At 75.3% G+C, this 19,594-nt stretch carries 21 protein-coding genes; 10 read left to right on the forward strand and 11 right to left on the reverse strand.

Features of this window, described 5'->3' with window-relative positions; genetic code table 11:
- Positions 1-68: 68 nt before the first annotated feature.
- The 3 genes from ACI795_RS00380 to ychF all read right to left on the reverse strand — a co-directional run bounded on the left by ACI795_RS00380 (position 69) and on the right by ychF (position 2,366).
- Entirely contained in the window at positions 69-911 is an 843-nt protein-coding gene (locus ACI795_RS00380; RefSeq protein WP_457072994.1) for a mechanosensitive ion channel family protein, read from the reverse strand.
- A 73-nt stretch (positions 912-984) separates the two neighbouring features.
- Positions 985-1,182, reverse strand: a complete 198-nt coding sequence (locus ACI795_RS00385; protein ID WP_457072995.1) for a hypothetical protein — start codon at positions 1,180-1,182, stop codon at positions 985-987.
- A 110-nt stretch (positions 1,183-1,292) separates the two neighbouring features.
- Positions 1,293-2,366, reverse strand: coding sequence for a redox-regulated ATPase YchF (gene ychF, locus ACI795_RS00390; protein WP_457072997.1), 1,074 nt, complete (start codon positions 2,364-2,366; stop codon positions 1,293-1,295).
- A gap of 106 nt (positions 2,367-2,472) precedes the next feature.
- Here ychF and ACI795_RS00395 point away from each other — a divergent pair, with 106 nt between their 5' ends.
- Positions 2,473-2,958, forward strand: a complete 486-nt coding sequence (locus ACI795_RS00395) for a hypothetical protein (RefSeq protein WP_457072998.1) — start codon at positions 2,473-2,475, stop codon at positions 2,956-2,958.
- Positions 2,959-3,039: 81 nt separating this feature from the next.
- Here the strand turns inward: ACI795_RS00395 and ACI795_RS00400 are convergent, their stop codons facing one another.
- The 5 genes from ACI795_RS00400 to ACI795_RS00420 form a co-directional block, all read right to left on the reverse strand.
- Positions 3,040-4,242: a DUF222 domain-containing protein gene (locus ACI795_RS00400; RefSeq protein WP_457073763.1), complete on the reverse strand. Its 1,203-nt coding sequence runs from the start codon at positions 4,240-4,242 to the stop codon at positions 3,040-3,042.
- Between the two features lie 200 nt (positions 4,243-4,442).
- Positions 4,443-5,087, reverse strand: coding sequence for a response regulator (locus ACI795_RS00405; RefSeq protein ID WP_457072999.1), 645 nt, complete (start codon positions 5,085-5,087; stop codon positions 4,443-4,445).
- Positions 5,084-6,328 carry a sensor histidine kinase gene (locus ACI795_RS00410; RefSeq protein WP_457073000.1) on the reverse strand — a complete coding sequence of 415 codons (1,245 nt, stop codon included), beginning with the start codon at positions 6,326-6,328 and terminating at the stop codon, positions 5,084-5,086. Before ACI795_RS00410 ends, ACI795_RS00405 begins: the two co-directional genes overlap by 4 nt.
- A gap of 30 nt (positions 6,329-6,358) precedes the next feature.
- Complete coding sequence (locus ACI795_RS00415) at positions 6,359-7,189, reverse strand: ABC transporter permease (protein WP_457073001.1); 831 nt, start codon at positions 7,187-7,189, stop codon at positions 6,359-6,361.
- Complete coding sequence (locus ACI795_RS00420) at positions 7,186-8,085, reverse strand: ABC transporter ATP-binding protein (protein WP_457073002.1); 900 nt, start codon at positions 8,083-8,085, stop codon at positions 7,186-7,188. The genes ACI795_RS00415 and ACI795_RS00420 overlap by 4 nt, the downstream gene beginning before the upstream one ends.
- Positions 8,086-8,215: 130 nt before the next feature.
- Between ACI795_RS00420 and ACI795_RS00425 the strand changes: the two genes are divergently transcribed.
- The 4 genes from ACI795_RS00425 (at position 8,216) to ACI795_RS00440 (ending at position 12,335) form a co-directional block, all read left to right on the forward strand.
- A complete protein-coding gene (locus tag ACI795_RS00425; RefSeq protein ID WP_457073003.1) occupies positions 8,216-9,715 on the forward strand; it encodes an AlkA N-terminal domain-containing protein in 1,500 nt (499 codons plus the stop codon).
- Positions 9,712-10,248 (forward strand): methylated-DNA--[protein]-cysteine S-methyltransferase, encoded by a 537-nt coding sequence (locus tag ACI795_RS00430; protein WP_457073004.1) that lies wholly within the window; start codon positions 9,712-9,714, stop codon positions 10,246-10,248. The genes ACI795_RS00425 and ACI795_RS00430 overlap by 4 nt, the downstream gene beginning before the upstream one ends.
- Before the next feature lie 37 nt (positions 10,249-10,285).
- The gene (locus ACI795_RS00435; protein ID WP_457073005.1) at positions 10,286-11,395 is read left to right on the forward strand and encodes a DNA recombination protein RmuC; all 1,110 of its coding nucleotides are present in this window, start codon (positions 10,286-10,288) and stop codon (positions 11,393-11,395) included.
- A 376-nt stretch (positions 11,396-11,771) separates the two neighbouring features.
- Entirely contained in the window at positions 11,772-12,335 is a 564-nt protein-coding gene (locus ACI795_RS00440; RefSeq protein ID WP_457073006.1) for a DUF6542 domain-containing protein, read from the forward strand.
- Between the two features lie 78 nt (positions 12,336-12,413).
- Here ACI795_RS00440 and ACI795_RS00445 read toward each other — a convergent pair whose 3' ends face one another.
- The gene (locus ACI795_RS00445) at positions 12,414-13,385 is read right to left on the reverse strand and encodes a 4-hydroxy-3-methylbut-2-enyl diphosphate reductase (protein WP_457073008.1); all 972 of its coding nucleotides are present in this window, start codon (positions 13,383-13,385) and stop codon (positions 12,414-12,416) included.
- A 97-nt stretch (positions 13,386-13,482) separates the two neighbouring features.
- Between ACI795_RS00445 and ACI795_RS00450 the strand changes: the two genes are divergently transcribed.
- The 4 genes from ACI795_RS00450 to ACI795_RS00465 all read left to right on the forward strand — a co-directional run bounded on the left by ACI795_RS00450 (position 13,483) and on the right by ACI795_RS00465 (position 17,002).
- Positions 13,483-14,583, forward strand: coding sequence for a lipid droplet-associated protein (locus ACI795_RS00450; protein WP_457073009.1), 1,101 nt, complete (start codon positions 13,483-13,485; stop codon positions 14,581-14,583).
- Positions 14,584-14,692: 109 nt separating this feature from the next.
- On the forward strand, positions 14,693-15,517 hold the full coding sequence (locus ACI795_RS00455; RefSeq protein ID WP_457073010.1) for a M15 family metallopeptidase: 825 nt from the start codon (positions 14,693-14,695) through the stop codon (positions 15,515-15,517).
- Positions 15,518-15,539: 22 nt separating this feature from the next.
- Positions 15,540-16,775 carry an exodeoxyribonuclease VII large subunit gene (gene xseA, locus ACI795_RS00460; RefSeq protein WP_457073011.1) on the forward strand — a complete coding sequence of 412 codons (1,236 nt, stop codon included), beginning with the start codon at positions 15,540-15,542 and terminating at the stop codon, positions 16,773-16,775.
- Positions 16,772-17,002 carry an exodeoxyribonuclease VII small subunit gene (locus tag ACI795_RS00465; RefSeq protein WP_457073013.1) on the forward strand — a complete coding sequence of 77 codons (231 nt, stop codon included), beginning with the start codon at positions 16,772-16,774 and terminating at the stop codon, positions 17,000-17,002. Before xseA ends, ACI795_RS00465 begins: the two co-directional genes overlap by 4 nt.
- 111 nt (positions 17,003-17,113) lie before the next feature.
- On the opposite strand, the gene ACI795_RS00470 is transcribed toward ACI795_RS00465, so the two are convergent.
- The gene (locus ACI795_RS00470) at positions 17,114-17,755 is read right to left on the reverse strand and encodes a DUF4245 domain-containing protein (protein WP_457073014.1); all 642 of its coding nucleotides are present in this window, start codon (positions 17,753-17,755) and stop codon (positions 17,114-17,116) included.
- A gap of 67 nt (positions 17,756-17,822) precedes the next feature.
- Between ACI795_RS00470 and glpX the strand changes: the two genes are divergently transcribed.
- Positions 17,823-18,881 carry a class II fructose-bisphosphatase gene (glpX, locus tag ACI795_RS00475; protein WP_457073016.1) on the forward strand — a complete coding sequence of 353 codons (1,059 nt, stop codon included), beginning with the start codon at positions 17,823-17,825 and terminating at the stop codon, positions 18,879-18,881.
- Between the two features lie 45 nt (positions 18,882-18,926).
- On the opposite strand, the gene ACI795_RS00480 is transcribed toward glpX, so the two are convergent.
- Complete coding sequence (locus ACI795_RS00480; RefSeq protein ID WP_457073017.1) at positions 18,927-19,577, reverse strand: DUF1707 SHOCT-like domain-containing protein; 651 nt, start codon at positions 19,575-19,577, stop codon at positions 18,927-18,929.
- Between the last annotated feature and the right edge of the window lie 17 nt (positions 19,578-19,594).

A 19,594-nucleotide genomic window follows, 5' to 3' on the forward strand; every position in this document is an offset into this window, starting at 1 on the left:
CCGTGACTGTCCTGATCTCGCTGGTCGGAAACCCTGCGGTGGCCGCGGACCCGGCGTCCGGCCGGCGCTCAGTCCTGATCGCCGGACCACACCACCCGCTGGGGGAACGGGATGGTCATGCCCGCCCGGTCCAGCGCGGACTTGACCGAGATCGCGACACCGCTGCGCACGCGCCAGCGGCTGGCGATGTCCGCGGCGTGCCAGTAGCGGACCGCGAGGTTGATCGAGGAGTCGGCGAACTCCTCCACCCACACCTCCGGGGGCGGGGTGTCCGCCACGCCGTCCGCGGCCGCACAGGCGGCCAGCAGCACCTCCCGGGCCCGGGCCAGGTCGGTGTCGTAGGCCAGCCCGACCGTGAGCGACGTCCGGCTCAACGGGGTGCGGGTGTAGTTGATGATCGGGTTCTTCAGCACCTCGGCGTTGGGCAGGTACACGATCAGGCCGTCGTAGGTCTGCAGCACCGTCGTCCGCAGGTTGACGTCGGCGACGACGCCCTCGAAGTCGCCGCTGGCGACCTGGTCGCCCAGCCGCAGGGGACGGCGGATCTGCAGCATCACGCCGGCGATCAGGTTCTGCAGCATGTCCTGCGCGGCGAACGCGACCGCGATGCCGCCGACGCCGAGGGCACCGACCAGCGGGCCGATCTGCACGCCCAGCAGGTCCAGGCCGTACACGACGCCGACGGCGACCACGACCAGCCCGAGGAACCGGCCGGCGACGAGGCCGACGTGCCGGCTCGCGTCGTGGTCCAGGGCGCGCACCAGCAGCCGCCGCAGCAGCACGGCGAGCAGGATCGAGGCGAGGAAGACCCCGGTCGCCTGCAGCACCTCGGTGAGCGCGATCTCGTCCTCGACGACGACGTCGACGTCCTCGGTCGCGGCGAGGACGTCGGGCTGCGGGTCGACCGGCATCCCCGGTGGATGCTCAGCCGCGCCGCGGATCAGTCATGCCCTGCGTCCGCGGCCCTGCCGGGCGGGTCCCGCGCTACCGCTGCTGGCGTCGGGCGACGATGACGAGGGCGCCGAGCAGCACCACGATGGGCGCCCAGGACGGCAGCCCGAACGGTCCGATGACCACCTCGACGAGGAACAGGGCGAGCTGGAAGACGACCAGGAAGGCAACCGCCATCCCTGCCCAGAAGAGCAACGGCCGCTCGGCCTGCAACTGGCGCAGGTAGTCCATGGGTTCTCCTCGGTCGTGCGGTGCAGGTGACGACCCGACGTCCCGGGCCTGCGGGCACATCGGCAGCGCGTGGGGGTTCCTGGAGCCCAGCGCCCGGCCCGGGGTCGACCTCAGACGTTGAAGCGGAACTCCACGACGTCGCCGTCGGCCATGACGTAGTCCTTGCCCTCGATGCGCACCCAGCCGCGTGACTTGGCCTCGGCCATCGACCCGGCCTCCACCAGCTGGTCGAAGCCGACGATCTCGGCCTTGATGAAGCCGCGCTGGAAGTCGGTGTGGATGACGCCGGCCGCCTCGGGGGCGGTGGCGCCGACCGGGATGGTCCACGCCCGCGACTCCTTGGGCCCGGCGGTCAGGTAGGTCTGCAGGCCCAGGGTGCGGAAGCCGACCTTCGCCAGCTGGTCCAGGCCCGGCTCGTCCTGCCCGATCGAGGCCAGCAGCTCGGCGGCCTCGTCGGCGGGCAGCTCGATCAGCTCGGACTCGGTCTGCGCGTCGAGGAAGATCGCCTCGGCCGGCGCGACCAGGGCGCGCAGCTCGTCGAGCCTCGCCTCGTTGGCCAGCTCGTCGGCGTCGACGTTGAAGACGTACAGGAACGGCTTGGTCGTCAGCAGCGACAGCTCGCGCAGCGGCTCGGGGTCGACCCCGGCGGCGAAGAGGGTCTTCCCGGTGTTCAGCACCTCCTGCGCGGCGACGGCGGCGTCGTGCAGGACCTTGCGGTCCTTGTCCTTGCGCGACTCCTTCTCCAGCCGCGGAACGGCCTTCTCCAGGGTCTGCATGTCGGCGAGGACGAGCTCGGTGTTGATCGTCTCGATGTCGTCGGCGGGGTCGACCTTGCCCTCGACGTGCACCACGTCGGGGTCGGTGAACACCCGGATCACCTGGCAGATGGCGTCGCTCTCGCGGATGTTGGCCAGGAACTTGTTGCCCAGCCCCTGGCCCTCGCTGGCGCCACGGACGATGCCGGCGATGTCCACGAAGCTCACCGTGGCCGGGATGGTCTTCTGCGAGCCGAAGATCTCGGCCAGCTTCTCCAGGCGCGGGTCCGGGACGCCCACCACGCCGACGTTGGGCTCGATCGTCGCGAACGGGTAGTTCGCCGCGAGCACGTCGTTCTTGGTCAGGGCGTTGAACAGCGTCGACTTGCCGACGTTGGGCAGGCCGACGATGCCGATGGTGAGACTCACGGGGCAACAGCCTAGGTGCTGCACGCCAGGACGCCGCTGACGGCGGAACTGTCAGACCCCTCGCGCACACTCGTGGGCACCCGACCCACGGGCCCAGGGAGGCGCAGTGTTCGACGAACTCCGGGTGGCCGACCTCGACCTGACCGCCGTCGAGGGCGCGCTGCTGCGCGCCGCCGTCGGCGACTACGCGGCCGAGGCCGCGGTCCTCCTCCTCGCCAACGACGGCCACTGGCTGCCCCGGCTGCAGGCGGCCGGGCTGATCACCATCGCCCTGGACGGCGCCCTCGACGGCGGGCCCTGGGCCGCCGTGCTGTGGCCCGAGCTGGACGGCGCCCTGCGCACGGGGGTGCTCACCGGCACCGGCAGCCAGCGGCGCCTGCTGCGGGCCGCCGCGAGCCTCGCCGACGGCCGGTCCGTCGACCTCGGCGACCTGGCGGCCGGCCTCGACCGGAACGCCCTGACGCTGCTGCTGGCCGCGCTGTCCCACGCCGCCGGCAGCCACGAGCACCGCGCGGTCCACCACGACGCCGACGGCGTGCCGCACGAAGGGGAGCTGCTGGGGCCGGTCGTCCCGTGGGCGACCCGCGACTGAGGCAGGCCGGGCACCCGGGTCACCCCGGGCCGGGGCGAGCCAGAGCTGGGTCGCCAAGGCACGGGTGATCGAGGAACGTCGTCAGGTGAGCAGGGGCCCGATGAGGATCTCGGTGCCGTCGGGCCGCCACGTGCGCCATCGTCCGTCGGGTTGTCGCTCGATCCGGAACCCGTGATGCACCTTGGTGTGGTGCCGTTCGCACAGCAGGGCTGAGTTCTCCAGGCTGGTCTCGCCGCCGTGGATCCAGTGGATGAGGTGGTGCACGTCGCACCACCAGGTCGGCGCCCCGCACCCGGCGAACACGCAGCTCCTGTCGCGGCGCTCCACGGCCCGCCGCAGACCCGGTGTCACGACCCGGTGGTCCCGCCCTAGATCCAGCGGGGTGCCGTCGGGGCCCATCACGATCCGGGAGATGCTCCCGTCACACGCCAGGTAGCGGGCCCGGGCCGCGGAGATCGTCGCCCCGAACCCCATCTCCGCAGTGCCCGCGCCGGTGGCCGGGTCCACGAGGTCCTCGACGTCGATGCCGACGACGACGTGCGGCTTCACCGTGCGCAGCGTCGGCAGGCTGCCCGACGCCAGCTGGTTGTCGCACAGCTGCACGAGCGCGTCGGCGTTCTGCTGCGCCCGGGTCCGCCCATCACCCTTCGGGCGGTCGGCCTGCACGATCGACTCGATCGCCGCCTGCACCTTCTCCCCACCCACCGCGTCCAGGTCGAACCGGCCGGTCACCGAACCGTCGGCGTGCTTGGCGATCGACAGCCGCCTCCCCTCGGTGGGGTCCGGCTCGGGACCGTCGGGGTCCAGCGCCTCCTCGAACAGCGCGACCGCGGTCTTCAATGACTCATGCGGAGCGCCGGCGGCGATCACCGCCCAGTCCCGGTCGAAGGCGTCCAGGTCCACGCCCTGCTCGTGGGCCTGCGCGACCTCACCCGGCCCCACCTTCTCCGCGACCACGTTGACCTGCGCCGCGGTCACCGACCCCTCGGCGAAACCGGCCGTCAGAGCGGGGAGGGCCTCCAGCGCCCGACCGGCCCGCACGATCCGCGACGCCTCGACCGGGGCCAGCCGCACGTGCCCGATCAACCACGACCGCATGCTCGTCAATCCGTCGCGCTCCGCGGCCTGAGTCGTCTCCGCGTGCCGCACCGTGCGGGTCAGCTCGGCGTCCAGCCGGTTCCGCGCCGCCACCAACGCCGCCGTCCGGTCCAGCACCTGACCATCGGTCAGGCCGTGCAGCCCGGCCCCGGCCAACCCGTCGAGCACCGCGTTCAGCTGGCCCAGGCCCTCGGCCGGCAGCTCCGCGACCAGGTTCGGCGCGGGGGCATCCAGCGTCGCCGACCGGCTCACGGACACCCTCCCCACCCATTCGAACACACGTTCGAAGTCTAGCGGCTTCAAGGGGTTCCGGCCAGATGAATCCGCAGCTCAGAAGCCTGTCCACAGATCCGCGGAGGTCCTCGACGACCGGGCGTGCCGCCCGGTCAGCCGGACGACGCGCCCGGTCCCGGGAGCAGGCCGCGCTCGACCGCGACGAGCACCGCGCGGGTGCGGTCGTCGACCCCGAGTTTGGCGAACACCCGCAGCAGGTGCGTCTTCACCGTGGCCTCACCGATGAACAGCTCCCGGCCGATCTGCGCGTTGGTGAGCCCGCGCGCCACACCGCCGAGCACCTCCAGCTCCCGCGCGGTCGGCGCCTCGACCGCCGGCGCCCGCATCCGGGAGACCAGCCGGGCCGCCACTGGCGGAGCCAGCACCGTCTCCCCGCGGGCCGCCGCCCGCACCGCATCGGCCAGCTGCGGCAGCGGGGTGTCCTTGAGCAGGTAGCCGGCCGCGCCCGCCTCCACCGCGCGGACGATGTCGGCGTCGGTGTCGTAGGTGGTCAGCACGAGCACGCGGACGTCCGGGTGCGCGGTGACGATCCGGCCGGTCGCCGTCACGCCGTCCATCCGCGGCATCCGCAGGTCCATCAGGACGACGTCCGGCGCCTGCTCGGCCACCGCGGCCAGCGCCGCCAGCCCGTCACCGGCCTCGCCGACCACCTCGAGATCCGGCTGCGCGGCCAGCCATCCGACCAACCCACCCCGCACCACCGGGTGGTCGTCGACCACCAGCACCCGGGTGGTCACGGCGCCGGCACCCGGACGGTCACGCGGGTGCCCTCCCCCGGTGCGGAGACGACGTCGACCGCGCCCCCCACCTCCGCCGCCCGGTCGCGCAGCCCGGCCAGGCCCACGCCGGGCGCCGTGGCCGGGTCGAACCCCACCCCGTCGTCCGCTACGTGCACGGACACCTGCGCCGACTCCCCGGTCCCCACCCGGCTGACCTGCAGCACCACCGAGCTCGCCGCCGCGTGCCGGCGCACGTTCGCCAGCGCCTCCTGGGCGCCGCGCAGCAGCACGATCTCCTCGGCCCGGGTCAGCGCACCGGCCTCGTCCAGCGCCGCGAGGTCGACGCGGGTGGCGATCCCGGTCTCCCGGCCGAACCGCTCCGCCAGCCGCTGCAGCGCCTCCACCAGGGTGGCCGAGTCCAGCCCGGCCGGGGCGAACGCCGCCACCATCGCCCGGGCCTCGGCGAGGTTGTCCCGGGCCACCTCCTCGATCAGCGCCAGCCGTTCGGCCGCGGCCGCCGGGGCGATGGGCAGCTGGGCCGCGGCGGTCTGGGCCAGCACCACGATGCTCGTGTAGCCCTGCGCGAGGGTGTCGTGCACCTCGCGGGCCCATCGCTCCCGCTCGGCGGCGATCCCCTGCTGGTGGTGGGCGTCGGCGAGCTCCCCGCGGGTGGCCTCCAGCTCGGCGATCAGCCGGGCCCGCTCCCGGCTCTGCTGCAGCACGCGGCTCACCCACACGCCCAGCGCCAGGCTGAACAGCAGCCCGATGCCCGAGTCGAGCACCTCCGACAGCGGCTCGGCCCCGCGGGTCCAGGCAGTCGCCGGGCCCACCGCACTCGCCAGCGCGAGCAGCACCGTCCACACCGTGCCAGGACGGGGCGACTCGACGAGGAACCAGATCTGCGGATAGGCCAGGAAGAGCAGGAAGAGCAGTTGGGGCGCCTGCCAGCCCAGCACGCCGAAGACGGCGACGAGCACGGTCAGGTAGCCGACCGCGCGGGCCGGGCGCTCCTCGGCGAGTGCCGGCGCACCCAGGAACAGGTAGGCCACCGACAGGACGCCGAGCGCCGTCAGGGCCCAGCCCGTCGAGCCCTCGACCCGGCCGACCTGCGTGGCCAGCACCGCGAGGCCGAGCAGCGTCACGAACGCCACGTGGAAGCCGACGACGGTGGCCCGCCAGCCGCGCCCGGACAGCGGTGCGCCGCTGTCCTCACCCCGGGCGGGGAGGACAGCGGCCCGCAGCCGGGAACCGACGCTCAACGGTCGGCCCGGCTCAACGGTCGGCCCGACTCATCGATCGGCCTGGCGCCAGCGGAACGTCCGGGTGCACACCACGATGCCGATGATCACCCATCCGGCAAGCACCAGGGCGGTCCTGCCGTGCTCCCATCCCCCGGCCACCTCGAACGCCGCGGCCTGCTCGGGCAGGAAGGCCGACCGCATGCCCTGGGTCAGCCACTTCAGCGGGAACACCGCCGCCACCTGCTGCATCCAGCCGGGCAGCTCGGGGAAGGCGAAGAAGACCCCGCTGAAGAACTGCAGGACCACGGCGAATGCCGTCACCCCGGTGGTCAGCGACTGGGCGCTGCCCGGCAGCCCGGCGACGGCGATGCCGAGCACGGTGCCGGCCAGCGACCCGAGGACGGCGACCCAGCCGAACGTCGCCCAGTCCGCCGCGTCCGCGGGCATCGGGACGTCGTAGCCCCAGTGCGCCACCGGGAGCAGCAGGGCCAGCTGCACCGCCGCCGTCACCAGCACGAGCCCGGCCTTGCCGGCGAAGTACGCCACCGGCGGGGTGCCCAGCACCTGCAGCCGCTCCAGCTGGCCGGCCTCCCGCTCCGCGGCGATCGAGGTGGCGATCGACTGGAAGCTGGTCAGCATGATGCCGGTGGCGGCGATGCCGGCCAGGAAGTACTGCGGGAACGGGACGCCGCCGGGCAGCACGTCGCCGCCGAGCACCGAGCCGAAGACGACCATCATCACGATCGGGTAGGCGAAGGAGAACACCACCTGCTGGCGTTCCCGGGCGAACAGCCGCAGCTCCAGCCGGGTGCGGGCCAGCGCGATCCGGGCCGCCGAGGGCGGCGCCGGGCGGACGGGGGCGTCGAGCGTGGTGGTCACCGGTCTCCTCCGGGGGTGCTGACGAGCTGCAGGTACACGTCCTCGAGGCCGGGCCGGGTGACGGACAGGCCGGGCACCTCGTCGGCGGGGTGGGCGGCGAGCAGGTCGCGCAGGACGGCGCCGGGGCGCTCGGTGCGGACCTCGCGGCGCACGGTCCCCTCGGTCCACCGGACGGTGGCCCGGCGGCGCAGCGCGGCACCGAGCTCGTCGGGCGGTGCCACCTCGACCAGCCGGCCGCCGGCGATGACCCCGACCCGGTCGGCGAGCTCGGCGGCCTCGTCCAGGTAGTGGGTGGTCAGCAGCACCGTCGTCCCCTCGGCGCGCAGGCCGCGGACCAGCTCCCAGAACTGCCGCCGGGCCACCGGGTCCATCCCGGTGGTCGGCTCGTCGAGGAAGACCAGCTCCGGCCGGCCCTGCACGCCGAGTGCGACGGCCAGCCGACGGCGCTGTCCACCGGAGAGCCGGCCCACCCGGGTGCCGGCCTTCTCGTCCAGCCCCACCGCCGCCAGCAGCTCGGCCGTCGGGCGGGGACGGGCGTGGTAGGCGGCGAAGTGGTCCAGCGCCTCCCGCACGGTCAGCGCCTGCGCCGCCCCCTCCCCCTGGCTGACGACGCCGAGCCGCGCCCGCCAGGTGCGGCCGGCCCGGGCCGGGTCCGCACCGAGGACGGTGACCTCGCCGCCGTCCCGGTCGCGCACCCCCTCCAGGATCTCGATGGTGGTGGTCTTGCCCGCGCCGTTGGGTCCGAGCAGGGCGAAGCACTCCCCGCGGTGGACCTCCAGGTCCAGCCCGTCGAGCACCGCCCGGCCGCCGTAGCGCTTGCCCAGGCCCCGCACGGCGACCGCCGGCGGAGCCGCTGTGGTGGTCGGCGCGAGCGGCGCCGCCGCTGTCGTGGTCATGCCCCGAGCCTGTCCGCGGCGACGGTGTGCCGGGACCGCCGAACCGTGGGGCGTGCGTCCACCGACCGGTGGACGCCGCCGGTCCACCGCCGTGTCCGATACCCGCCAGTCGCCGGCCCGCGGTGGTGCCATGCTCGACGCCGTGACCGAGCTGCTGGACGCCGAGCGCTGCTACCGCGCCGTCGCCAGCCGGGACGCCCGTTTCGACGGCTGGTTCGTCACCGCGGTGCACAGCACGGGCATCTACTGCCGCCCCTCCTGCCCGGCGCGCACCCCGCTGCAGCGCAACGTCTCCTTCCACACCACCGCGGCCGGGGCGCAGGCGGCGGGCTTCCGCGCCTGCCGGCGGTGCCGGCCGGACGCCGTCCCCGGCTCGCCGGCGTGGGACGTGCGCGCCGACGTCGTCGCCCGGGCGATGCGGCTGATCGCCGACGGCGAGGTGGAGCGCGGCGGGGTGGGCGGGCTGGCCGCCCGGCTGGGCTACTCCGAGCGGCAGCTGCACCGGCTGCTCACCGCTGAGCTGGGGGTGGGTGCGCTGGCGCTGGCCCGGGCGCAGCGGGCGCAGACCGCGCGGGTGCTCATCGAGACGACCGCGCTGCCGATGGCCGACGTCGCCTTCGCCGCGGGCTTCGCCAGCATCCGGCAGTTCAACGACACGATCCGGGCGGTGTTCGCGACCACGCCCACCGCGCTGCGCCCGGCCAGCCCGCGCGGCGACGGCGGCGGCCCCGGCCGGCTGACCCTCCGACTGGCCGCCCGGGCACCGTTCGCCGCCGACGAGGTGCTGCTGTTCCTCGGCGCGCACGCCACCCCGGGGCTGGAGGAGTGGGACGGCACGACGTTCTCCCGGGTGCTCGCGCTGCCGCACGGCCCGGCCGTCGTCCACCTCTCCCCCGCACCCGACGGCGGGCCGGCGGTCACCGCGCAGCTGCGGCTCACCGACCTGCGCGACCTGGGGACCGCAGTGTCCCGCTGCCGCCGGCTGCTCGACCTCGACGCCGACCCGGCCGCCGTCGACGAGCTGCTCGGCGCCGACCCCGCGCTGGCCCCGCTGGTGGCCGGCGCCCCCGGACGCCGGGTGCCGGCCTCCCCCGACGCCGCGGAGCTCGCGGTGCGGGCGGTGCTCGGCCAGCAGGTCTCGGTCGCCGGCGCCCGCACGCTCACCGCCCGGCTGGTCACCGCGGCCGGACGTCCGCTCGCCGAGCCGGTCGGCACGCTCACCCACGCGTTCCCCTCCCCCGAGGCGCTGGCCGACGCCGACCTCTCCGCGGTGGGCCTGACCGGCGCCCGCCGGCGGACGGTCACCACCCTGGCCACCGCGCTCGCCGACGGCACGGTGACCCTCGGGCCCGGGGTGGACCGAGGCGAGGCCGAGCGGGCGCTGCTCGCCCTGCCCGGCATCGGCCCGTGGACCGCCGCCCTCGTCGGCCTCCGCGGCCTGGCCGACCCCGACGTCTGGCTGCCCGGCGACCTGGCGCTGCGCCGCAGCCTCGCCACGCTCGGCAGCTCCGACGCCGACGCCGCGACCCGCTGGCGGCCGTGGCGGTCCTACGCCGTGATGCACCTCTGGGCGCTCGCGGTGCCCGATCTGTTCACCCGCGGTCCCCTCTCCGAACGGAGCGCCTCATGACCGATGCCCGCGTGACCACCGCCCGGTACGCCACCGTCGCCACCCCGCCCGGCCCCTTCACCGTGCTCGTGAGCGGCGAGGACGACGCCGTGCTCGCCAGCGGCTGGACCGCCGACCTCGCCGACCTGCTGCCCGTCGTGCACCCGACGCTGCGGCCGGACTCGGTGGAGCGCGCCGACCGGCTGCCCGTGCTGGACGTGGTCGAGGCGTTCGGTGAGGGCGAGGTGGCCGCGATAGACGGGGTGCCGGTGCGGCAGCGCTCCGGTCCGTTCCTCACCGAGGCGTGGGAGGTGCTCCGCACCGTGCCCGCCGGGCGCCCGGACACCTACGCCCAGTTCGCCGGCCGCTGCGGTCGCCCGGCCGCCGTGCGCGCCGCGGCGGGCGCCTGCGCCCGCAACGCCGCGGCACTGTTCGTGCCGTGCCACCGGGTGCTGGCCACCGGGGGCGGGCTGGGCGGCTTCCGCTGGGGGACGCCGGTGAAGCGCTGGCTGCTGGACCACGAGGCCGCCTATGCCGCGGCGACCGTGGGCTGACCGGAACTGTCGGACCCCTCCGGCAGGGTGTCGCACCATGGACGCCGCCTCCCTGCTGCTCGGGCTTCTGCTCGGTGCTCTGCTGGCCACCGCGATCACCTTGGGCGTCGTCGCGCTGCGCGGCCGGTCCGGTGCGGCGCCCGACGCGCTGGAGCCGGTGCACGAGTCGCTCGACCACCTGCACCGGCTGCTGGCCGGCATCGAGCGCGACCGGGCCACCGCGCACGGGGAGCTGCGCGAGCAGGTCGGCACCATCGGCCAGACCTCCGCCCTGCTGCGCCAGGAGACGGCGGCGCTGGTCACCGCGCTGCGCACCCCGCACGTGCGCGGCCGGTGGGGCGAGCTCCAGCTGCGCCGGGTGGTCGAGGTGGCCGGTCTGCTCGAGCACTGCGACTTCGTCGAGCAGCCAGGCGCCACCACCGCCGAGGGCGCCGCCGTCCGGCCCGACCTGGTGGTCACCCTCGCCGACGGCCGCCAGGTGGTGGTCGACGCGAAGGTGCCGTTCACCGGCTACATCGAGGCCGTGCAGGCCACCGACCCGGCGGTGCGCGCCCAGCGGGTCGCCGACCACGCCCGCCAGCTGCGCACCCACGTCGACGCGCTGGCCGCCCGCCACTACCCCACGGCCTTCGGCTCGGCCGCGCCGTTCACCGTGCTGTTCGTCCCCTCCGACGGCTTCCTCACCACCGCCCTGGAGGCCGAGCCCGCGCTGCTCGAGCACGGCTTCGCCCGCGACGTCGTCATCGCCACCCCGAGCACGCTGCTGGCGCTGCTGCGCACCGTCGCCTACTCCTGGCGGCAGGAGCGGCTGGCCCGCGACGCCGCCGCGGTGCTGGAGGTGGGCCGCACCGTGCACGCCCGGCTGGGCACCCTCTCCGGCCACCTCACCCGGCTGGGCTCGGCGCTGGGCTCGGCCCTGACCCGGTACAACGAGACCGTGGGCTCCTACGAGCGCTCGGTCCTCGGCGCCGCCCGCCGCTTCGACGAGCTGGGCGTCGCCGCCGACCCGGTGCCCACCCCGCCGCCGGTGGAGACCGCGGTCCGCGCCCTGCGGTCGGTGCCCGACGTCCCACCGAGCACCCCCCGGCCCGCCGCGGCGCCCTCCGCCGGTGCGCCGGCCGACGAGCGGGACGGCACCAACGGCTGACCGCCCACCGGGCCGGGGCCGGGCCCGCTACGCCTGTGGTCACGGGGAGCGATGGTGCGGCTGGGACAGCACTCGACACAATCCGCCACCGGGGCCTGTCGGACACGGGCACATCTGACCCGCCGCTGTCCGCGGGCTGCAGCGTCTACTCAGGAAGGGCCGCTACCGTGGCCCGACCGGTGAGGGGCGCACCTCCTCTCGATGACGTGGGAGGTGCACCATCGCTCCGGTCAGTGTCGATGCCAGGCTCCAGGACAGGCGGGAGGACGCCGTGCGGGCAGAACGCAGCGACACCGGCGCAGCCGCAGGCCGCTCGTACCCCTCGCCGCGGGCATCCGGTGCCGCGCCGCGGGGTCGCCAGCCGCAGCCGCGGGACGTGCGCGGCGGCGCAGCCGAGCGCGGTCGCGCTCCCGAACGCCACCGGCCCGATCCGCGGCAGGCCGCCGGCTCGTACCGGCCGGCCGACCTGGACCCGCGCCGGTCCCGGGACTCCCGTCCGGTGCCCCCGCAGCGCCGCACGACCCCGCCGGTCGAGACGCCCCGTCGCGGCGGCTCCTCGGCAGCCGGCCGGCCGGCGCCGACCTCCGGCCCCCGGGTGCCCGGGCTGGTCGCGGTGCTCGGCGCGTTCCTGGTCACGCTCGCCGCAGCCGCCGGGGACTCCTACATCGGCATCGGCCTGGGCACGATCACCCTGGTGGTGCTCACCCTGAGCAGCGCCTTCGCCACCCTCGTCGTCCGCCGTCGGGACCTGATGACCGTGCTGGTCTCCCCGCCGCTGGTGTTCGTCGGCGTGGCCCTGCTCAACATCGCGCTGGCCCCCTCGGCCACGTTCACCGTGCCGACGCTGGCCACCCTGCTGGTGCGCGGCTTCCCGGCGATGGCGATCGCCACCGCCGCGGCCGTCGCCGTCTGGCTGTTCCGGCTGGTCACCCGCCGCTGACCAGCGGTCGCAGACGCCGACGGCCCGGCACCCCCACGGGGTGCCGGGCCGTCCGTCGTCCGTCGCCGCGGAGGGCGCCTACTCGGTGTCGACCGCGAGCGCCGCGCGGCGCGGCTTCAGCTCGTGCGGCAGCGCGAACACCAGCCGCTCCTCGGCGGCCTTGACCGTCTCGACGTCCGGGTAGCCGCGGGCCGCGAGCCAGTCGAGCACCTCACTGACCAGGATCTCCGGCACCGACGCACCGCTGGTCACCCCGACGGTCCCGACGCCGGCCAGCCACGCCTCGTCGATCTCGGAGGCGAAGTCGACCAGGTGCGAGTCGCGGGCGCCGGCCTCGAGGGCCACCTCGACCAGCCGGACGGAGTTCGACGAGTTCGTGGAGCCGACGACCAGCACCAGGTCGCACTCGGCGGCCATCTGCTTCACCGCCTGCTGACGGTTCTGCGTGGCATAGCAGATGTCGTCGCTGGGCGGGCTCTGCAGGCCGGGGAACCGGGTCTTCAGCGAGTCGACGGTCGTCAGCGTCTCGTCGACCGACAGCGTGGTCTGCGACAGCCAGACGACCTTCTCCGGGTCGCGCACCTGCACGTTGGCGACGTCCTCGGGGCCGTCGACGAGCTGGATGTGCTCGGGCGCCTCGCCGGAGGTGCCCTCGACCTCCTCGTGCCCGCGGTGGCCGATCAGCAGGATGTCGTAGTCGTCCTTGGCGAACCGCTTGGCCTCCATGTGCACCTTGGTCACCAGCGGGCAGGTCGCGTCGATCGTCCGCAGCGAGCGGGCCTGCGCCTCGGCCTTCACCGCCGGGGAGACCCCGTGCGCGCTGAACACCACGACCGAGCCCTCCGGCACCTCGTCGGTCTCGTCGACGAAGACCGCGCCACGCCGCTCGAGCGTGGCCACCACGTGCTTGTTGTGGACGATCTGCTTGCGGACGTAGACCGGTGCCCCGTGGATCTCCAGGGCGCGCTCGACCGCGACCACCGCCCGGTCCACGCCGGCGCAGTAGCCCCGGGGGTCGGCCAGCAGGACACGTCCGCGCGGTTCAACCATGCCCCCATGGTAAAGACCGGCCGCCACCTGCTCCCCCTGAGCGAGCAAGGACACTGGTCACGCTGCCGCGCGGCGCCTGGTACGGCACGCTGGGGACATGTCTCGAGAGATCCCCGAGGTGGTCCGCGCGGCCGCCGGACTGGCCGCCACCGTGCTGGACGAAGCGCGCAAGCTGCCCGAGACGCTGCCCGGACTGCCGGTGCGGCTGATCGGCCAGGCACTGCAGACGTCGCTGCGGCTGCAGCAGCAGTACTCGGGGCTGGTCGCCCGCGGCGACGAGGTGTTCACCGGCCTGCGCGGCGACGCCGAGCCGGGGCTGGCCACCTTCGACGACGACCTGCCGGCACCGCCCCCGCCGGCCGGCACCCCCGCCCCGCGCAGCTCCGCCTTCGACCGGGTCGCCGACCTCCCGGAGGAGACCGACGCCGACGAGCGCGCCGACGTGCTGGCCGACGACCTCGCGGTCGACGCGCTGCCGGTGGCCGACGCCGAGGTCCTCCCCGACGACGTCGCCGTCGCCGTGCTGGGCCAGGACGCGCCCGCCGCCGAGGAGATCACCCCCGCCGAGGTCGCCGCGCTGCCCGACGACCCGGCTGCCGACGCGATCACCGCGGTCGTCGACGAGCTGGCCGACGAGGTGGCCGACGAGATCTCCGAGGAGGTCCCCGACGCCCTGCCCGACGAGGTGCTGGCCGACCTCACCGCCGACACCGTCGCGGACGTCGCCGAGGACGAGCGGGCGATCGAGGACGCCGTCACCGACGAGGTGATCGCCGACGCCGCCGTCGGGGGCACGCCGCCCGGGGACGTCGCCGGCGCGCCGGCGGACACGGCGCCGGTGGAGGACGACCTCGGCCCCGACGTCCCCGCGCTCGAGGACGCGGCCGCGGAGCTCGTCGACCTCGGTGGCCCGGAAGCGGCGGAGAGCGTGACGCCGGGCAGCCCGGTCACCGACAGCGCCGCGAGCGATCCGCTGGTGCCCGCGGGCGACCAGCCCGCCGGCGCCCGACCCGCGGTGTCCGCCCCGGTCGAGGGCTACGACGGCTTCAGCATCCCGGCGCTGCGCGGACACCTGCGGTCCTACCCGGCCGAGACCGTCGCCGACCTGCTCGACTACGAGCGGGCCACCCGGGCGCGGGCGCCCTACGTGACGTTGCTGCAGAACCGGCTGGAGAAGCTCAGCGCCGACCGCGGCTGACCCGCACCACCGGCCGGACCGGACACCGCCGGGCGCAGCCCGCCGGCGGTGCCAGGATCGTGCCCGTCCGGCGGGTGGAGCCGGTCAGTCCACCGAGCGGGAGAAGCCAGTGACCGACAGCAGCAGGCCCGGCGGCACGCCACGGCGACGGCGGGCCCGGCTGCTCCGCCTGCTGCTCGCCCTGGCGGTCGTCGTCCTGGCGGTCGCCGCGGTCCTGGTGGTCCGTGAGGGCCGCGCGCCGTCGCCGGCCGTCACCGCCGTCACCACGCCCCCTCCGCAGCCCGCCGCGTCCCCGACGCCGCCGGCCGTCACCCCCGCGCCCAGCACGCCGGCCGAGCCGACCTTCGACCGCGGCCAGTTCTCCCTCGACGACCCGGCCAGCCCCTGGGTGGTGCTGAACAAGACCCGCCCGCTCACCCCGATCGACCACGCACCCACCGACCTGGTCCCGGTCGGCGACGGCTACCAGCTGCGCGCCGAGGCGGCGCAGGCGATGGAGGCGATGCTCGCCGCCGCCGCGGAGCAGGGCCTCTCCCTCAGCCTGCAGAGCGCGTACCGCTCCTACGACTACCAGGTCGGTCTCTTCGACGCCCAGGTCCGCCGGTTCGGTGAGCAGCGGGCCGAGGTCCAGGTGGCCCGCCCCGGCTACAGCGAGCACCAGACCGGGCTGGCGGCCGACGTCGGCGGCGGGGGCTGCGACATCGAGAGCTGCTTCGCGACCACGGCCGAGGGCCGGTGGGTGGCCGAGCACGGTCCGGAGTTCGGCTACGTCGTCCGGTACCCGGAGGGCGCGCAGGACGTGACCGGGTTCAAGTACGAACCCTGGCACGTGCGGTACGTGGGACCTGCGCTGGCCACCGAGCTGCAGCGCTCGGGGGTGTCGACCCTGGAGGAGTTCTTCGGGCTGCCCGCGGCCCCCGGGTACCCCGGCTGAAGCGCATGGCACCCTCGGTCCGGTGACCAGTCCGTCGTCGCCCGAGTCGCCGTGGCCGGTGCGCACCGTCGCCCGCAAGGTCGCCGAGTGGATCGGCCGGCTCGGCGAGGTGTGGGTCGAGGGGCAGGTGGCACAGCTGTCCCGCCGGGGCGCGGCGGCGACGGTCTTCCTGACCCTGCGCGACCCGGCGGCCGACCTGTCGGTGCCGGTCACCTGCCACCGCGACGTCGCCGACCGGCCCGGGCTGGAGCTGACCGAGGGCGCCCGGGTGATCGTCCGCGCCCGCCCGGACTACTACGTCGCCCGCGGCTCCTTCTCGCTGCGCGCCACCGAGATCCGCGCCGTCGGCCTGGGCGAGCTGCTGGCCCGGATCGAGCGGATCCGCCGGCTGCTGACCGCCGAGGGGCTGTTCGAGGCCCACCGCAAGCGGCCGCTGCCCTTCGCCCCCGCCGTCGTCGGGGTCATCACCGGGCGGGACAGCGCCGCCGAGCGGGACGTGCTGGTCACGGCCCGCCGCCGCTGGCCGGCGATCCGCTTCGCCGTGCACAACTGCGCGGTGCAGGGGCCCACCGCCGCGGAGTCGGTGATCGCCGGGCTGCAGCGACTTGACGCCGACCCGGCCGTCGAGGTCATCGTGATCGCCCGCGGCGGCGGCTCGGTGGAGGACCTGCTGCCCTTCTCCGACGAGGGGCTGGTGCGGGCCATCGCCGCCTGCCGCACCCCGGTGGTCACCGCTGTCGGCCACGAGACCGACACCACGCTGGTCGACCACGTCGCCGACGTCCGGGCCGCCACGCCGACCGACGCCGCCCACCGGGTGGTGCCCGAGATCGGTGAGCAGTCCCGGCTGGTCGAGGGGCTGCGGGCCCGTGCCCGGCACCTGGTCGGCGCGCGCCTGGAGCAGCAGGAGCGCTGGCTGGAGTCGGTCCGCAGCCGCCCGGTGCTGGCCGATCCGGGGCGGCTGCTGGCCGGCCGCGCCGACGACGTCACCGGGCTGCGGCAGCGCGCCACCCGGACGCTCACCCACCGGGTGGAGGTCGCCGAGCGCGATCTCGAGCACGCCCGTGCCCGGGTGACCGCCCTCTCCCCCGCCGCAACCCTCCAGCGCGGCTACGCGGTCGTGCAGCGGGCCGACGGTGCGCTGGTCCGCGACCCGGCGGAGGTCGGCGACGGGGAGCAGCTGCAGGTGCGGGTCGCCGGCGGCCGGCTGCCGGTGCGCGTGGACCGGACGGGCACCGGGGAGGATGACCGGTCATGAGCGAGTCCCCCACCCAGGAGCCGACCGGGCCGGAGCCGACCCAGACCTACGAGCAGGCCCGCGAGGAGCTCGCCGACGTCGTCCGGCGGCTGGAGGCGGGCGGTCTCACGCTGGAGGAGTCGCTCGCGCTGTGGGAGCGCGGCGAGCAGCTGGCCGAGCTGTGCCAGCACTGGCTGGACCGGGCCCGCGAGCGCCTCGCCGCCGCCACCCCCACCGACGGCGCCTGACCGCGGACCGCTCGCTCTCCACGCGCATCGGCTGCTCTCCACGAGGTGCAGCACGAGGAAGGCGCGGGAAGAGCGTGGGAAGCGCGGCCGGGGCGTTCTCCGGGGTGCCGCTCAGGGGTCCAGCGGCTCCACGGCGACGGCGAGCTCCTCGAGCTCGGCGTCGGACGCCGACCCGGTGACCAGCACCGTCGAGGGACCCTCGGTGCGGGTCAGCACCGTCTCCCCGCGCGCGCTGGTGAGCCGCTGCCACGTCTCGCCGTCCAGCTCGGTCGGGGTGCCGCCGGTCGCGTCGTCGAGCACGTCGGTGAGCGCTTCGGCGTCCGGGACGTCGCTCACCACGAACCCGGCGTACTCCTCCCCGGGGGTGTACCAGCCGATCTGGAGGATCACCGGCGCCTGGACGTTGCTGCGCACGCTGGTCGGCCGCCACGAGTCGGGCAGCCCCTGCGGCACCGGCAGCGGGTGACCGGCGGCGGTCGCGGTGCGCTCCACGGTGCCTGCGATGGCGACCTCCCGGATCGGGTCCTCCGGGTTCTGCCGCAGCGCGGTGAAGCCGACGATCACCAGGCAGATCACCACCAGCGGCAGCAGCGACCGGACCATGTTGGCCGGGGTGAACCGCTGCATGCGGTCGACCGGCGGCGCGCTCGCCCCGGCGGCAGGGGGCGCGGCGACGTCGGGCGCAGCGGTCGCGGCGGGCGGCTGGTGGCGGTGCTCGCCGGAACGCTGGGCGTCCTGGCCGGTCTCGGGCATGCCCCTAGGATCGCAGCACCGTTCCACCACCCCGCCGCACAGCGCCGTGCGGACGTCAGGAGGTCCCGTGTCCCTGCCCGTGCCCGACGGTCCCCTGCCGGCCCGGCCCCCGTCCACGCTGCGCGCCGACCGCCCCGCCCCCGACCGCAACCTGGCCCTGGAGCTGGTCCGGGTCACCGAGGCGGCCGCGCTGGCCGCCGGCCGGTGGGTCGGGCGCGGGGACAAGAACGGCGGCGACGGCGCGGCGGTCGACGCGATGCGCGCGCTGATCGGCACCGTCCACATGCGCGGCGTCGTCGTCATCGGCGAGGGCGAGAAGGACGAGGCGCCGATGCTCTACAACGGCGAGCACGTCGGCGACGGCTGGGGCAACGACTACGACGTCGCCGTCGACCCGATCGACGGCACCACGCTGATGGCCAAGGGCATGCCCAACGCGATCGCGGTGATGGCCGTCGCCGACCGGGGCGCGATGTACGACCCGTCGGCGGTCTTCTACATGGACAAGATCGCGACCGGGCCGGCCGCGGCCGACGTCGTCGACATCACCGCTCCGGTGGGCGAGAACATCCGCCGGGTCGCCAAGGCCAAGCGCAGCTCCGTCGGCGACGTCACGGTCTGCATCCTCGACCGGCCGCGACACGAGCAGCTGGTGAGCGAGGTCCGCCAGGCCGGTGCCCGGATCAAGTTCATCACCGACGGCGACGTCGCCGGCGCGATCGCCGCCGCCCGCGAGGGAACCGGCGTCGACCTGCTGATGGGCATCGGCGGCACCCCGGAGGGGATCATCACCGCCTGCGCCCTCAAGTGCATGGGCGGTGCGCTGCAGGGCCGGCTGTGGCCGCGCGACGACGCCGAGCGGCAGAAGGCGCTCGACGCCGGTCACGACCTGGACCGGGTGCTCACCATCGACGACCTGGTCCGCGGCGACGTCTTCTTCGTGGCCACCGGCATCACCGACGGCGAGCTGCTGCGCGGCGTGCAGTACCGGGCCGGCGGTGCCACCACGCAGTCGCTGGTCATGCGGTCGCGGTCGGGCACGATCCGCTCGATCGACAGCCTCCACTCGCTGGCCAAGCTCAACCAGTACTCGGCCGTGCCCTTCGGGGAGGACGACCAGGCATAGGAAGGTCTGCGCCCGGTTCCCAGGCGGAGACCGGGCGCAGGACTCCTATGCCGGGGGCGGCGGGGGTGTGTGCCGGGCCGCGAGCCGGTCCACGAGGCCGCGCCACCGGCTCGGTGACTCCCCCGGCGCCAGGCTGCGCAGCCGCAGGTCCCCGAAGACGGTCCAGCCGCGGACGACCACCAGCGGCGTGCCCGCCAGCCGGGGCACCGGCGCCAGCTGGGTCTTGCGGTCGCCGAACACCGTCCAGCCCTCGATCTCCGCGGCGACGCCCTCGCTGACGATCACGTCGACGTCGCCGAAGACGGTGCCCAGCTGCAGGTGCACGGTCTCCGCGGCCGTGCGCAGGCCACGCAGGTCGATCCGGACGTCGCCGAACACGGTGCTGGCCCGCTCCGGCACGCCGACCACCGGGGTCAGCATGACGTCACCGAACACGCTGGCGACCGCGCCGTTCGTCCGCTCCCCGACGATCTCCCCCACCGCCGGGAAGGCCGAGGCCGGCGAGGGGAGGTCGGCCAGCAGGGCGTCGAGCTCCGCGACCGTGGTCGCGGCGTAGGCGGCGTCGGCCCGCTGGGTGAACTCGTCCACGCCGATCCGGCCCTCACCGAGAGCGGTCTGCAGCCGGGTCACCACCGCTTCGCGGTCGGCGTCCCCGGCGCGGACCGCAGGGACCTCGGGTCCCGGTCGCTCGTCCATGCCCGCACCCTAGGGCC

This window comes from Modestobacter sp. SYSU DS0290 (genome assembly GCF_054050955.1).

Coding starts and splice junctions, on each gene's coding strand:
- ACI795_RS00465 (WP_457073013.1), top strand. CDS start 16,772: ATGAGCGAGTCCCCCACCCAGGAGCCGACCGGGCCGGAGCCGACCCAG.
- ACI795_RS00450 (WP_457073009.1), top strand. CDS start 13,483: ATGTCTCGAGAGATCCCCGAGGTGGTCCGCGCGGCCGCCGGACTGGCC.
- ACI795_RS00430 (WP_457073004.1), top strand. CDS start 9,712: ATGACCGATGCCCGCGTGACCACCGCCCGGTACGCCACCGTCGCCACC.
- ACI795_RS00480 (WP_457073017.1), bottom strand. CDS start 19,577: ATGGACGAGCGACCGGGACCCGAGGTCCCTGCGGTCCGCGCCGGGGAC.
- ACI795_RS00385 (WP_457072995.1), bottom strand. CDS start 1,182: ATGGACTACCTGCGCCAGTTGCAGGCCGAGCGGCCGTTGCTCTTCTGG.
- ACI795_RS00435 (WP_457073005.1), top strand. CDS start 10,286: ATGGACGCCGCCTCCCTGCTGCTCGGGCTTCTGCTCGGTGCTCTGCTG.
- ACI795_RS00470 (WP_457073014.1), bottom strand. CDS start 17,755: ATGCCCGAGACCGGCCAGGACGCCCAGCGTTCCGGCGAGCACCGCCAC.
- ACI795_RS00445 (WP_457073008.1), bottom strand. CDS start 13,385: ATGGTTGAACCGCGCGGACGTGTCCTGCTGGCCGACCCCCGGGGCTAC.
- ACI795_RS00425 (WP_457073003.1), top strand. CDS start 8,216: ATGCTCGACGCCGTGACCGAGCTGCTGGACGCCGAGCGCTGCTACCGC.
- ACI795_RS00420 (WP_457073002.1), bottom strand. CDS start 8,085: ATGACCACGACAGCGGCGGCGCCGCTCGCGCCGACCACCACAGCGGCT.
- ACI795_RS00380 (WP_457072994.1), bottom strand. CDS start 911: ATGCCGGTCGACCCGCAGCCCGACGTCCTCGCCGCGACCGAGGACGTC.